General features: G+C 69.4%; 1 protein-coding gene and 1 pseudogene. Both read right to left on the bottom strand.

Annotated features, from left to right (window positions below):
* Window positions 1–48 precede the first annotated feature (48 nt).
* Window positions 49–4524, bottom strand: a pseudogene (locus tag H297_RS44055) (SDR family NAD(P)-dependent oxidoreductase); the annotation flags it as partial.
* Complete coding sequence (locus H297_RS0107125; RefSeq protein ID WP_027736468.1) at window positions 4521–15155, bottom strand: SDR family NAD(P)-dependent oxidoreductase; 10635 nt, start codon at window positions 15153–15155, stop codon at window positions 4521–4523. The pseudogene H297_RS44055 and the gene H297_RS0107125, both read right to left, overlap by 4 nt.
* Window position 15156: the final 1 nt, after the last annotated feature.

Here is a 15156-nt window from a genome sequence, read left to right as displayed (position 1 = left end):
CCGGAACAGCGGCACCGCCTGCGGGGAGTGAACCGGGGGCCGGGCGATCCGCAGCGACTCGAAGCGGACCAGCACGGTACCCTCTGCATCCGCCAAGGTCACGTCAACGCATGCGGTGCCCCGTCCGGTGTCCAGCGCGACGAGCTCCGCGTGGGCGAAACGCGCCTGACCGGCCTGCCCGCGCACGAGCACGCGAGCGACCGAAGCGGGCAGTGCTGCGCGGGCGTCGTCCTCGGGCAACACGCCTTGGACCGCGTGCAACGCGCTGTCGGTCATCGCCGCGTCCCTCGCCCAGGAGGGGGCGTCGACGGCCGGCTCGGACAGTTCGGCCAGTGCCTCCCTGTCCCCGCGGTGCAGAGCACCGAGCCCTTGGAAGAGCGGTCCATAGTGCAGCCCGGCGGAGTCGGCGCGTGCGTACACGGTGGCACCCGTGACGGTATGGGGGCAGCGGGTGCGCACTGCCGCAACGTCGAGACGTCCGGGCTCTGCCGCACCACCGGAGATTCGGCCCGTCGAGTGAACGGTTCCGCTTGCCCCGTCCCGCACCTCGTACCTGCCGTTCCCTGTCATGGCAACGGATGTCTTCAGGACCTCCGAGCGGACTTCCAGCGGACGGTGCCAGCGCACGTCCTCGAAGGTGGCACTTCCCTTGATGCCGGACGCCGCTTGAGCCAGCGCGAGCTGGACCACACCGGCGACCACGGCGCGCTCGTGCACCAGGTGATCCGCGATGATGCGATCGGTGCGGCGCAGTACGGGAGAGGCTGGATCGGTGTGCTCCGTGACGGGAAGAGGAGACGCTTGTGCGTCTGCTGTCTCGTCCACCACCGGAACCCAGTAGCGCTTGCCGCCGAAGGGGTAGGAGGGCAGCGGTACCGGACGGGGACGGGGCCCGGACGCGAACATGTCCTGCCATGCGATGCGCGCACCGGAGACCCAGGCGGAAGCCAGTTCGTCCCAGCGTGACGCGGCCATCAGACGACGGACGTCGACGTCGGGCTCGGCGCCCGCCACGCGTCCCGAGACAACCGAGGACGCCTGCTTCCCGGCCAGGTGAGCGATGAGGGCATCGCGCAACTGCCGTACCGAGGACGCCACTGTCGCGAAGCGGTGATCCCACTCCTCTCGACCGGTCAGCAGGGTGAAGGAGATGTCGCGCAGGGTGAAGTGCTCTGTCTCGCCCTGTCCGAGTGCGTCGGCCAACCGCTGGGCCAATGAACGAAGTTGGCCCTCCGTACGTGCGGAGATTCCCACTACGTATCGACCGCCGTCAGGGCTTGCGGGGGCATCTTCCGGTACCCATTCCTCCAGCACCACGTGGCCGTTCGCGCCACCGGCGCCGAACGAACTGACTGCCGCACGCAGAGGCGTTTCGTCCAGGCCCTTCCATGGCGCAGCGGCGCGTTGGAGCCGGAACGGCGTGCCGGCCAGTCCGAGTTTCGGGTTCACCGGTTCGCTGTGCAGCGTCGGAGCCAAGGTCTTGTGTGCGAACTGCAGGACGACCTTGGTGATGCCGCACACCCCGGCTGCGGCCTCCAGGTGCCCGATGTTCGACTTGACGGAGCCGAGGGCACAGAATGCGGTGTCGTCCGTGTGAGCGGTGAACGCCCTCTTGAGGCCTTCCACTTCGACCGGGTCGCCGAGGGCTGTGCCGGTGCCGTGGGCCTCGACATAGGAGACGGTGCGCGCGTCCACCCGGGCGGCACGGAGTGCGTCCTCGACGACGGCTCCCTGGGCCCGCGGGGAGGGCACGGTGTAACCGTTGCTGCGCCCGCCATGGTTGACAGCGGTGCCGCGGACGACGGCGTGGATTCGGTCGCCGTCGGCCACGGCGTCGCTGAGCCGCTTCAGGATGAGGGCGCCCGCCCCTTCGCCGGGTACGAAGCCGTCGCCGCCCGCACCGAAGGCGCGGCAGCGGCCGTCGGAGGCGAGCAGCCGCATGTCGGTGAGCGTCGCGTACTTGAGGGGGTGGATGTTGACGTTGACGCCTCCGGCTACTGCCATCCGCGACTCGCCCGACAACAAGCTCTGGCAGGCCAGGTGGAGGGCCGTCAGGGAGCCGGAACAGGCGGTGTCGAGGACCATGCTCGGACCGTGTACGTCCAGGAAATAGCTGAGACGATTGGCGATCGAGTAATCCATGGAGTGGGCGAACACCTTGTTGCCGCGTCCCCACTGTTCGGCACCGATCAGTCCGTACTGTGAGCCGGTCACGCCGACGAACACGCCCACGGCGTGGGTCTCCCGGGTGCGGGTTGCGGCGTGCAGCCGGGCCCGCGAGTATCCCGCGTGCTCCAGGGCGGACCAGGCGACCTCCAAGAAGATCCGTTCGTTCGGGTCGAGGCGTTCTGCCTCACTGGGCGAGATCTGGAAGAACAGCGGGTCGAAGCGGCCGACGTCGTCGAGGAAGCCGCCCCACCCGGCCGTGATCGCGCCGGGCGTTCCGCGTGCTGCGGTCAGGTACTTGCTGTTGTCCCAGCGGTCGTCGGGAATCTCTCGGATCAGGTCTCGTCCGGATGCCAGTGAGTCCCAGAACTCGGCCAGGTCGTTGCCTCCTGGGTACCGTCCACCGACACCGATGATGGCGACAGCCTGGTCGTAGGGGAGGCCGCCGTCCAGCGTGTCCGGACCGGAGGCGGTGGTGGATGGGGCGGCACGGGTGTTCTCGGCAGCGGGGGCAGCGGGGGCCGCGGCGATGGCCGTGGCTGCGGACCGGGCAGCACCCGTTGCGCTCCCGAGTGCCCGGCTCAGGGCCTCGGCCTTGTTCTCGGAGAGGAAACGGGTCAGTTCCCTGACCGTGCGGTACTCGAAGAACAGCGTGACGGGCAGTTCACCCAGCTGGTCCTCGAGAGTGGCGGTGAGCTTCTTGATCAGGATCGAGTCGACACCGAGTGTGGAGAACTCCTGATCCGGCCTCAGCTGACCCGTCGGCAGATTCGCGGTCGAGGTCACCAGATCGACCAGCCAGGCCTCGGTCGCCTGGGTGAGATCGCCCGCGCCCTCCTGCACCGGGAGGGGAGCCGGTTGCTGTTCTTCCTGCGCCGACGTCAGGCCATGAACCCAGGAATCGATACGCCCGCTGTGCCCGTAGACCACCACCGACTCGGGGGCTCCCGTCAGGATCGCCTCCGACAGGGCACGTAGGCCGGTGTCGGTGGGCATCGGCAGCATGCCCTGCATACGTTCCAGAACCGCACGGCTCTCGGCGGACACTTCCATGCCCCCCTCCGCCCACAGCGGCCAGGCCACTGCCACGGACGCTCCGCTGCGTGAGCCCGACGCGACCCGGCTTGCCCTGGTCGCGGCGAGCGCGCCGAGACCGCGGTTCGCGGCGGCATAGTCGGCCTGGCCGGCTGCGCCGAAGTACGCGGAAGTCGACGAGAACAGGACGAAGAAGTCCAGTGGCATACGGGCGGTGGCCTCGTCCAGATGTGCGGCCCCCGTCAGCTTCACGGCGAGTACCCGTCGAGCCGAGTCCACCTCCTTGTTGAGAAGGTATGCGTCCTCGTTGAGCCCGGCCGAGTGGAGCACGCCGTCAAGCCCGCCGTAGTCACGCTCCGCCGCGGCGACAGCCTCTTGCGCCGCCTCGTAGCGGGTGATGTCCCCCCGTACGTAGGTAACCTCGGCTCCGGCTGTGCGCATCCGGTCGAACGCCTCGGACTGCTCGGCATCCGGGTCGGTGCGTCCCGTCAGCACCAGGCGGGCACGGCTCTCCAGCGCCAGCCTTTCGGCCAGGCGCAGGCCGACTCCCTTCGCACCACCGGTGATCAGGTAGCGGCCGCCTTCCCGGAAGACGGGCGAACCGCTGGTCTGTGCCGGACGAGCACGCAGTGTCCGGACCTCGCGACCGGCCTCGCCGTGGGAAACCTGGGCCAGGCCCGGGCGTGATTCCGAGAGCTCGGCAAGAGCCACGTGTACGGGATCGTCGGCCCAGGCCGGAAGCTGCGCGACCTCGACTGCCACGGCTCGGACCCTTCGATCCTCGGCGCCCGCCACCTGCGCGAACGCACCCAGCACGGCGCTCAGTTCGCGGCGAGAGGGACCCGTCACCAGGAAGACCACGGGCAGCACGCCGCCCTCCCGGTCCGCGATGGCCGCACGCAGGGCGGGCAGCGCCAGCTCCAACGCGCGCTCCGGTCCCACAGTCTCGCTGGGCAGGTCGAAGACGAGTCCACGTGGTGCACGGCCGCGGGCCCGTTCCTCGCCGAGGAAGGCGGTCCACGAGGCTGCCTCGGCCGCCACATCCCGGCCGACACGGACCGTACGGACCGTCTCGGGGACCTGGGGCCGAACGGTGTCTCCGGCACCGGAGACCAGGAGCACGCCGGGGGCGTCGAGGGCGCTCTCATCGGTAAGGAGGGCAGGCTGCGGCTCCCAAACGGGCTCGTAGGTGACCAGCTCCGCGCCCGGCCCCCTGCCCGAGCTCTCTCGGCGTGCCAGGAGCCGAGCCGCGGTCTGGGGATCCAGCTCTCCGGCCCGGACCCGTTCGAGGACCAGACGACGCAGTGTGCTGTTGGAGGTCATCGTTCCATCCCGTCGTTTCGAACCAGTCGCAGGTCCACGTCGTCGACGGTCAGTTCACCGCGGCCCAACGCGTCCAACAGAGCTGCCAGTTCGGTTTCGTTCGTGTCCTCGTCGACGGCCGCCGCTGCCTGCACGGAGTCGGCCGATGCCTGTGCCCAGTAGCGGTTGCGCGCGAAGGGGTAACCCGGCAGGGAGACCCGCCGTGCACCGGACCCGGACAGGTCGGTGAGTACCTCGATGTCGGTGCTGCCTTCCACCCACTCCCGGGCCAAGGCCCTCAGATCAGCGGTACGTGTTGTTCGGCTGCTGTGGGCCTTCGCCCGGCCGGTGAACAGCCCGTCGGCGTTCTGGCCGGCGACATGCGCGCGCAGCGCCCGTATCAAATGGTCGAAGTCCGAGGCGACCACGGCGAGGCGCCACTCCATTGCCGCGCGCCCGGTCCGCAGCGTGTGCGCGACCGAAGCGGGATCGGCGACGGCAGCGTGTCCGAGATGGCCGGCCAGCGCGCTCGCGGCTTCCCTGAGCCGCGTCTCGTCACGTGCCGAGAGGACGAACAGCCGCTCACCGGCCGCCCGTTCGCCGGGCCCCGACTCGGTGAGTGCGTGCGGCGGGTACTCCTCAAGGATCACGTGGGCGTTGGAACCGCCGAAGCCCATGGAGCTGACCGCCGCGCGCCGTGGAAGTGCGGCTCCCGTCACCGTGTCGACGGGACGGGGCCATTCCTCGACGCAGTGCGCGATCTTGAAGGGGCTGCCGTCCAGTTCGAGCATCGGATTGGGTTCGACGAAGTTGATGCTGGGCGGAATCTTCCCGTGGCGCAGTGCGAGGATCGCCTTCACGAGCCCCGCAAGTCCGGCCGCCGCCTCCAGATGCCCCATGTTGGACTTGATCGAGCCGACCGAGCACCAGGCGGTGACATCTGTGTCCTCACCGGTGCCCGTGCGCTCTGCGAAGGCCCGCCGGAGCCCGCGCAATTCGATCGGATCACCGACCTCGGTCCCCGTGCCGTGCGCTTCGAGGTAGCCGATGGTGCGCGGATCCGTGTCCGAGCGGCGCAGCACTTCGCTGATGAGTGCTGCCTGCGCGGCCGGGTTGGGCACCGGCAGGGACTGCGAGCGGCCACCGTGATTGACACCGGTGCCGCGAACGACGGCGTGCACGGTGTCACCGTCGGCGAGTGCCTGCGACAAGGGCTTCAGGTAGACGGCGATGACACCTTCGCCTCGCGTGAAGCCGCTCGCGGACCGGTCGAAGGCGTGGCAGCGGCCGTCCGGCGACAGGGCGCCCATCTGGCCGAGGGCGACGTACATGTCCGGGTGGAGGAGCAGGTGCACTCCGCCGGCGATGGCGCCCGAGCACTCCCCGTCTGCGATAGCCCGCACCGCTCGGTGCAGGGCGGTCAGCGCACTGGAGCAAGCGGTGTCCACGGCCTCACTGGGGCCGTGGGTTCCCAGTTCGAACGAGACGCGATTGGCCAGGACCGTCTTGGCGTTGCCGTTGACAGCGTACGGCTCCCGGTAGCGGCCGACGTCCGCCAGGTGTGCCGTGTAGTCGTGTGAGGTCGCACCGATGAAGACGCCTGTGTCGCTGCCGCGTAGTGACGGCGGAGCATGACCGGAGTCCTCGATTGCGTGCCAGGCCGTCTGGAGCATCAGTCGCTGCTGCGGATCCATCACCTCGGCTTCGCGGGGCGAGATGCCGAAGAATGCGGCATCGAACTCGGTGACCCCGTCGACAAAGGCCCCCCACTTGCTGTTGGTCTTGCCCTCTTCACGGTGCGGGTCGCCGAACAAGGGCTGCCAGTCCCAGCGTTCGGAAGGGATCTCGGTGATGTGGTCGGTACCGGCGAGCAGGGCCTTCCACAGCTCGCCCGTGTCGCGTGCGCCGGGCATGCGCAGAGCGATACCGACAACGGCGACCGGATCCTTCTTCTCGACCGGTGCCGGTGCCGGTGCCGGTGCCGAGATCGGCAGAGCGGAGACGGGCGCCGGTTCGGGAGGAGCGGGAGCCATTTCGCGCCGGCCCTGTCGAGCTGGGGCTTCGTCGGGATCTGTCGCAGTCGGGGCGGTAAGGCGGGCACATGCCTCCGGCACGCGATCGAGCAGCTCTTCGGCGAGAGCGGCAACCGTACCCGCCTCGTACAGAAGCACCTTCGGCAGCTTTCCGAAGTCCGCCTCCAGCTCCCGGACGAGCTGGATGGTGCCGAGAGAGTCGACGCCGAGCTCGGTGAAGGTCGCGTGCTCGTCGACGGACCGCTCGTCGGCGGAGAGGAAGGAGGCGACGACGGATCGCAGCCGGGCACGCACGGCGGACTGGGTGTCCACAGCCGGGGAAGCGGAGTCCTGTTCCGCCTCGGGGGCGTGCGAGGCCCATGCTGCGATGACGCACTGGTCGTACTCCCCGGGTACGCCGTTGTCGTGTGCCTGGGCCGCCGTCGGGCCGAAGCCGGCACGTTCGAGGACGTGGTGCCAGCGATCCGGTGTCAGCAGGGGAGCACCGGGCATCCGCTCGCTGTCCTGGCAGGTCCACCAGCTGGGGATCAACCCGAAGGTCAAGAACTGGTAGTCGATATTGGAAGTGATCTCGTTGAGTACCAGCAAGCCGTTCTCGGCGGCCAGTTGCCGCAGATGACGGGCGGAGACGTCGATGTCCTCCGTGGCGTGAACCACGTTCGAGGCGATCACCACATCGTAGGCGCCCTCGTCGAAGCCCTGCTGTGACGGAGGCTGCCCCAGATTGAACGGGGCGAAGACCACAGGAACGCCCGCGGTGGCGAACCGGGTACGCGCCTGGCGGAAGTACGACGCCGAGACGTCGGTGAAGACATACTCGACCTGCCCGCCCAGCGGCGCGAGGCGCTCCAGGACCAACCTCGTGGTGCCGCCGGTACCGGCTCCGACCTCCAGGACGCGTACGGTACGACCGGGATTCGCGCGTAGTACCTCGCGGACATGCCCCTCGGCGAGGTGGGCGACCACCATGTTGTACTCGTCGGCGATCGGGTTGTGCCCGTATATCCGGCCGAGAAGATCGGCGACCTGACCACCGAAGTACAGCTCCAGAGCGTCACTGCGTCCGGTGACGACTTGAGGAATCTCCGGCACGACGTGCTGCACGACCGAGGCGAGCGCGTCGAGTTCAGGATGTTCGACCACCAAGGCATCGAATTCGTTCTTCAGCGTGCGCCGTTCCGAAGCAGTGTCCGCCGCGGGGTATGGGGCCGAGGCCACCAGTTCCGCGAGGCGTGGTACGTAACGCTCGTACGGGTGGACGGGGCGTAGCCCGGCGGTGACCTGCGCGACGGTCAACGCGCCGTGCGCCCCGAGGTGTTCGCGCACCGCGGAGGCTGCCAGCCGGGCACCGACGGCGCCGAGCTGTTCCAGTCCACGGCGTACACGGACCGCGTCGTAGGAAGAAGCTTCCAGACAGGCCCGTGCAGCGGCCAGGGCTCCTGTCTCCGAGGCGACGCCGACGGAGCTCGGCGCGGGTTCGGCGCCGGCGGCCGACGGCACGGCTGCCTCAGGCAGCCAGAAGCGCTCGCCACGCAACGGCAGGCCGGGCAGGTTCGCGCGCCGCGTGGATGCGGCACCCTCCACGACGGGCCAGGTGACGTCCTGGCCCGTCGCCCAGCGTCGGGCCAGGTCACCGATTCTCGGGTCGGTGCCGGGCGCAGCCAGCACACTGCCCGGCTGCACGCCCCGGGCGCAGGCCTCCGTCAGCAGTTCGGTGAGTTCTGCGGCGGTGCGGACCACCAATGCGATGCGCTGTGCGAAGACATCGCGGCCCAGCTGCAAGGTCGCGCCCACGCAAGCGGGGTCGAGACCGCCGACGGCTGCACGATGCCGCTCCAAGAGCTCCGTGAGCTGTTCGGCCGACGGAGCCGAGAACGGGACGACGAAGCTGTGCTCGCCTGAGGTGGACGCGCTCGTCGGAGACGGGGCCTGCTCCAGGACGACGTGGGCGTTCGCACCGCCGAAACCGAAGGAGCTGACACCTGCTCGGCGCGGCGAGCCGGGGATCTCGGGCCACGGCGTGGGCGCGGCGGCAACCGTGAACGGCCCCTCCGTGAAGGCGCAGTACGGGTTCGCCTGGACGAAGTCGGGGAGGCCCGGGACGACACCCTTCTCCAGTGACAGGACAGCCTTGACCACACCGACGATGCCCGCAGCCCCTTCGGCATGGCCCATATGCGCCTTGGCGGTAGCCAGCACGACGGCCGGGGCATCAGGGGAACGACCGCTCAGTGCGGCACGCGCACCCTCGACCTCGATGGGGTCGCCCAGTTCGGTGCCGGTGCCGTGAGCCTCCAGATGGCCCATGGTGTGCGCGGGCACCCCCCCGTCCCGCCACGCACGCTCGATCAGCTCGGTCTGTCGCTGAGGACTCGGCGCAGTGACAGCGCCCGCGTGGCCACCGTGACCGACGGCCACACCTTTGATGACGGCACGTACGGGGTCGCCGTCCGCGAGCGCGGCATCCAGCGGCTTGAGCAGCACAGTCGCTACAGCCTCCGCGGGCACGTAGCCGTCCGCCCGCTCGTCGAAGGAGTGGCAGCGGCCGCTGGGCGACAGCGCACCGGTGCCCGACAAGGACAGATAGTGCCGCGGCGACAGCATGAGGTTGGCCCCCGCGGCGAACGCCATCGAGCACTCGCCCCGCCGCAGCGACTCCACGGCCAGTTGCAGGGCGTGCAGCGACGAGGAGCAGGCGGTGTCGATGGTCAGGCTCGGGCCGGTCAAATCGAAGTGGTGCGAGGGCCGGTTGGCCGCCATCGTCGTGGCGATACCCGTCGCGTCGTACGGGCCCGAGCGGCGACCGCGTGCGATCATCTCGCCTTCGTAGTCACGGAAGCACTCGCCGACGAACACTCCCGTGTCGGAGCCGCGCAGGCGCGGCAACACGGCTGCGTCCTCCGCCGCCTCGTACAACACCTCAAGGAGCAGTCGCAGTTGCGGGTCCATCGCCTCGGCCTCGGCAGCAGGGATGCCGAAGAAGGCTGCATCGAAGCGGTCGACGTTGTCGAGGAAGCCACCGGCCGGGCACTCGGTCGTGCCCGCCGCACCGTCCCGGTCGAGATACGTCCCGTGATCCCAGCGCTCGGTCGGTACAGCGCCGACCAGTTCGCGCCCTGCAAGCAACGCCTCCCACAGTTCCCGGGTATCAGCGGCTCCCGGGAAGCGGCCGGCCAGACCGATCACCGCGATGTCGCGCGAGGCGATCGGGCTCGGCTCGATGCTCTTGGCGCGTGCCGGAGAGGCGTCACCGGCAGGCGTATGCGCCTGCGCAACCGATGGCGAGTCTGAGACCTCACCGTTGAACGCGGCGTACCAGTCCTGTACCGGCGTCGGGTGTTCCTTGAACAGATGTGCCGCCAAGTCGGGGACGCGGGGGCAGCGGAAGAAGACAGTCGGCGAGATCTCGATGCCCAACTGTTCGCCGAGGCGCCTGCCGAGCCCCACCACCTCCATGGAGTTCAGCCCCAGCTCCATGAACGTCCAGGACGTCAGCTCCTCGTCGTATCGCATGACGTGGGGCGAGAGCCCGCTCAGCGTCTCCGAGATCATCGCCGCCAACTCGCCGAGCACCTCGGTCTCCGACGCGATCGGGGAGGCCGGGGCAGGCGCTGACACCGAGGTTGCGGAGTGGGGTGAGGTCTCGCGTCGGCGCTCGGGCCAGATCACTGCGAGCATCCGCTCGACCTTGGTGCGGTCTCCTTCGAACACGGCCAGCTGCGGTCCGTCGTGCGCGAGTCCTGCTTCCAGGGCCGCGAGCCCGTGCGCAGTCTTGAGAGGCACCAGACCGGTGCTCTGCAGGACCTGCTCCTCGACGGCCGGGTTGATGCGCATGCCTCCCTCCTCCCACAGCGGCCAGTTCAGTGACACGCTGCGGCCGTGCCGCTCGCCACGCGCCACGAGTTGCTCGCGCCAAGCAGAGAAGGAGTCCAGGTAGGCGTTGGCGGCGGTGTAATCGGTGGTGCCGATCGAACCGAGTACCGCCGACGTGGAGGAGAAGAGGACCAGGTAGTCCAGTCCGCGGTCGGCTGTCGCCAGGTCGAGGTTGCGGGCCCCGGCGAACTTGGGTGCCAGAACGCGGCGTACGGAGTCGGCATCCTTGTTGATCAGCAGTCCGTCCTCGACCACACCCGCGGTGTGGATGACGCCTGTCAACGTGCTGAACCGCTCTTCGGCGCTCGCGACGAGTTGCTCGACCTCGTCGAGTTCGGTCACATCGGCCCGCAGGTACACCACACGGGCTCCGAGCGCAGTGAGCTCGGCCACGACTGCGCGCTGTGCCTCACCCTCGGGAGCGCGACCGCACAGAACGAGATGCACACCCGGTGCTGCGGCGGCCATACGGCGGGCGACGTGACGGGCGATCCCACCGGTGCCGCCCGTGATCAGATAGGTACCGTCGGCTCTGGCCAGGGGCACACCTACGGGCAGCGCGGTGGCGGGGGCGAAGCCACGTACCTCGCGGACTCCGGTCGCGGAGTAGCGCACCTCAAGGTCGCCGGGGGCGGCGGCCTCCTCCAACAGCACCTTCGCCACTCGCTCCGCATCGGCGTATGTCGCGAACCGCAGGGTCGTCAGAGGGAGTTTGGGCTGCTCCAGTCGCAGCCCTCGGGCGAGGCCGCCGACCGAGGCCTCCGGCGGGCACTCGCCCGCACTGGTGTAGGCGTGCACCACAGGCAACGCGACGCGGCGGCCGACTGCCCAGGCCTGGCACAAGGCGTATACCGACAAAAGTCCCGTCGCCCGCTCCGGCATCCCGGCCGGCTCGGCGTCGTCCAGGTGCCACAGGTGCATGATCGCGCTCGGTACTCGTCCCTCCTCCTGGAGCGCCTCGCGCACTCGCTTGTGGTCCTCGACCGAGTCCGGCACAAGGGAGAAGTGGTCGGCGGACAACCGTGCGTACGTGGTTCCGGGTGTGATCAGGACCGCCTCGGTACGGTCCGAGACGGCCTCGAACCGGGAGCGGCCGGTGTCCAAAAGGAGGACGGGCCCAGCGCTGAGGTCCGCGCTGGTCTCCGGGATGCCCCGTGGTGCCCAGGCAGGCTCGTACAGCAGCACCTCTTCGAGGTCGACCAGTGGGACGGTGCTTTCGGCAACCGACTGGACCTCGGGCAGCGGGCTCGGTACCTGCACGGACGGCCGCGGGCGGTCCGCTCCTCCCGCTCTTGCTGAGGCGGGAGAAGACACCCAGTGCCGCTCTCCGGCGAACGGGTAGGTGGGCAAGGCGATTCGGCGAGCCCCGGTCACAGGGGGCAGCATGGACAGAGCGCCTGACACCCAGGCCTTCGCCACCTCCGTCGGGGTGCTGCCCGGTGGCAGAACGGTGGCGGGGTCTCCGGCGGGGGCCCCGGCAGGTGCGCGCGGGGTGGTGGCGCGAAAATGGGCAACCGACGGAGTGCGACCGTCGACTATTTCCCACAGAGCTTCGCGGAGTTCAGCGGCCGAGGACACGACCAAGGCCAGTCGCTCCCGCAGGTGACGGCGCCCGACCGCCAGCGTGTGCGCCACATCGGCGAGGCGCGGACCCGGTTCGGCGTCCAGAGTGTGCGCCAGGTCCGCGGCTCGTTGCAGGAGCTGGTCCGCGGTGCGGGCCGAGAGCGCGACAAGGTGCGCGCCTCCCGGCGCCTCAGCGTCCGGCCGTCGCGTGGATACGTACTCCTCCAGGACGACATGAGCATTGGCACCGCCGAAGCCGAAGGCACTTACTGCGGCGCGCAAGGGGGCCGGTCGGCCGGTCGCCGGGTCGGTGACCGGGGTCCACGGCTCCTCCCTCGTCGGCAGGCGGAACGGTGACGAGGCGAAGTCGATGTTCTTATTGGACTGGTCGGCCCCCGGCATCGGAACCAGCGTGCGGTGGCGCAGGCAGAGCAGGATCTTGGTGAGCGAGGCGAGACCGGCGGCGGCTTCGGTGTGGCCGATATTCGCCTTCACCGAGCCGATCGCACAGAATCCGGTCGCCTCGGTGGCCTTGCGGTAGGTGTGGGACAGCGCATCGATCTCCAGGTGATCGCCCAGCTTGGTGGCTGCCCCGTGAGCTTCGACGAGGGTCACGGTCGCGGCGGAGATCTGGGCCTTGGCCAGGGCATCCTCGACGACGCGGCTCTGGGCGTCCGGACTGGTGACGGTGTAACCAGGGGTGCGTCCGGTGTGGTTGACGGCCGACCCCCGCACGAGGGCCAGGACGCGGTCACCGTTCGCCTCGGCATCAGCCAGGGGGCGCACGATCAGGGCGCCCACGCCGTCAGCGGGAACGTAACCCGAGGCGTTCTCCCCGAACGGGAGGCTCGCACCGTCCGTGGAGAGCAGGCCGTTCGCCGCGGAGCGGATGTACTTGTACGGGTGCAGAGACAAGCTCGCGCCGCCCACCAGAGCAGCCCGGCACTCGCCGCTGCGGATCGACTCGCACGCCTGATGCAGTGCGGTCAGCGACGATGAGCAGGCCGTGTCCACCAGGACCGAGGGGCCGGTGAAGTCGAAGGCGTGGCTGACCCGGTTGGGAATGCCGCCGAGCCAGCTCAGGGCGACATCCGTGCCGCCCTCCAGGATGTTCTCCAGACCGTGGAGGTGGTAGTCCGCCCACATCGAGGCGGCGAACACACCGACTGGTCCTCCCGCGGTGGCCGTCAGCGACTCAGGTGTGTACCCGGCGTCTTCGAGAGCTGCCCACGCCACCTCCAGGAACTGGCGTTCGTGGGGATCCATCAGGGCGGCCTGCGACGGCGGGATGTTGAAGAACAACGAGTCGAATCGGTCCACGTCCTCGATGAACCCGCCGCGATCGAGAGGGGAACGGCCGGGTGCGCCGGGTTCCGTGGTGTACCAGGTGTCCTTGTCCCAACGGCTGCTGGGGACCTCGCTGAGGCAGTCCCGGCCCTCACGGAGCGCCTGCCAGAACTCCTCCAGGGTCCGTGCGCCGGGATAACGGCCCGCGACACCGACGATGGCGAGGGGGACATCGGCCGCGGGGGCGGCTGTCCGAACGGTGGCCGACTCCTGTACGGGGGCGGGGCTTGCCGCCGCAGGCGTGACTGCCGTGGGCGGGGGTGTGGGGGTGACGGCCGGCGGTTGGTGTCCTTCGGTGGCGAGGTGGTGGGCGAGTGCGGCGATGGTGGGGTGCTCGAAGAGGAGGGTGGGGTAGAGGTCGGTGGCGAGGGTTGTTTCGAGTTTTCCGGCGATGGTGAGCAGGTCGACGGAGGTCAGGCCGAGTTCGTAGAAGCCGAGGTCGGGGTCGATGGTGGTGTCGGTGTTGCCGAGCTGTTCGGCGACCAGTCCGCCGATGAGCGCGTCGAGGCTCGCCCCGGGACCGGCAGCAGGCGTCGGCTGTCGGGCGGCTGCCGGAGGCGTTGTAGTGGGGGGTTGGTGTCCTTCGGTGGCGAGGTGGTGGGCGAGTGCGGCGATGGTGGGATGTTCGAAGAGGAGGGTGGGGTAGAGGTCGGTGGCGAGGGTTGTTTCGAGTTTTCCGGCGATGGTGAGCAGGTCGACGGAGGTCAGGCCGAGTTCGTAGAAGCCGAGGTCGGGGTCGATGGTGGTGTCGGTGTTGCCGAGCTGTTCGGCGACCAGTCCGCCGATGAGCGCGTCCAGGCTCGCCCCGGAGGCCACAGGGGTGACCGCATCCGGGAGGGGAGCGGGTGGTGCAGAGGCCGCAACGGTGCTCGGAGAGTGGGCAGGAGACGAGCTCGCCGCCGTGAGCCGGCCGCCCTCCTGGGCGTGCTTTTGGATGTCCTCCGTGGATCGCACCCGCTTGGCCCGGTAGCCGGTAAGCTGTACGGCCACCTCACCGTCGGGGGTGCAGATGTCGATGCCGGCGACGACCGCCTGCGTGGTGTCGTCGACGTGCAGGTCGGCCAGTTGTGGACAGTGCACGAGGCTGCGGGCTTCCAGCGCACGGCGGGCCCGGAAGGAGTCGATGTAGATCGGGATGAACGGCTGCACGATGGAGCGCCGCACCGGCTCCGGAAATTGCAGGAACGGCACCAGGACCGAGAAGTCCATGAACACGGGGTGCACGAAGAAATCGGGGATTTGTTCGGCCGCGCTCGGATCGAGGTGGACGTCCGCGACTGAGAAGTCCGCGCCTGCTCCCACACGGCCCTGCACCTTCATGAACGGGCCGTGCTCGATGTCGAGTTGACGGGCCAGTCCGTACAAGTCGTCCGCGTCCAGAGAAGACGTGTCGTGCGCCGCCTCGAAGCGCTCGGCCGGCACCGGCTCGGGCTGCCAAGGGCCCGCCGCATGGATCTCGGTCTGGAAGTTGGTCTGCCACTGCTCATCGGCGACCTCTCCGCCGATCAGAGGCCGACTGCGCACCGTCGCCGGTACGCCCCCGCGCGCGCCCGGTTCGCCCACGGAGATTTCGATCTGCCGGTCCAGATCGCCGACCGCGATCAACGGCCGGATGAAGACGCAGCGCTTCAGCTCCACCTGTGCCGGGTCCACGCCGAGGTGGCGGACCAGACGCAGGACCAGATCGAGGTGGAAGACCCCCGGCAGTACCGGTGTGTGGTGGACGAGGTGGTCGCGGACCGCGGCGTCCTGGGCGGTCACCCGGGTGGCGAAACGACGGCCGCTCAAGGCGCGCAGGGTCGCGCTCCGATCGAGGGAACGGAAGGTGTCGGACATC

It is taken from the genome of Streptomyces sp. CNT360 (genome assembly GCF_000424785.1).
The sequence above is the reverse complement of the archived record's forward strand: the minus strand, read 5'-3'. Positions and strand labels throughout refer to the sequence as shown.

Bases quoted from the DNA above. Each gene is read 5' to 3' on its own strand.
- H297_RS0107125 (WP_027736468.1), bottom strand. From the start codon at position 15,155: ATGTCCGACACCTTCCGTTCCCTCGATCGGAGCGCGACCCTGCGCGCC.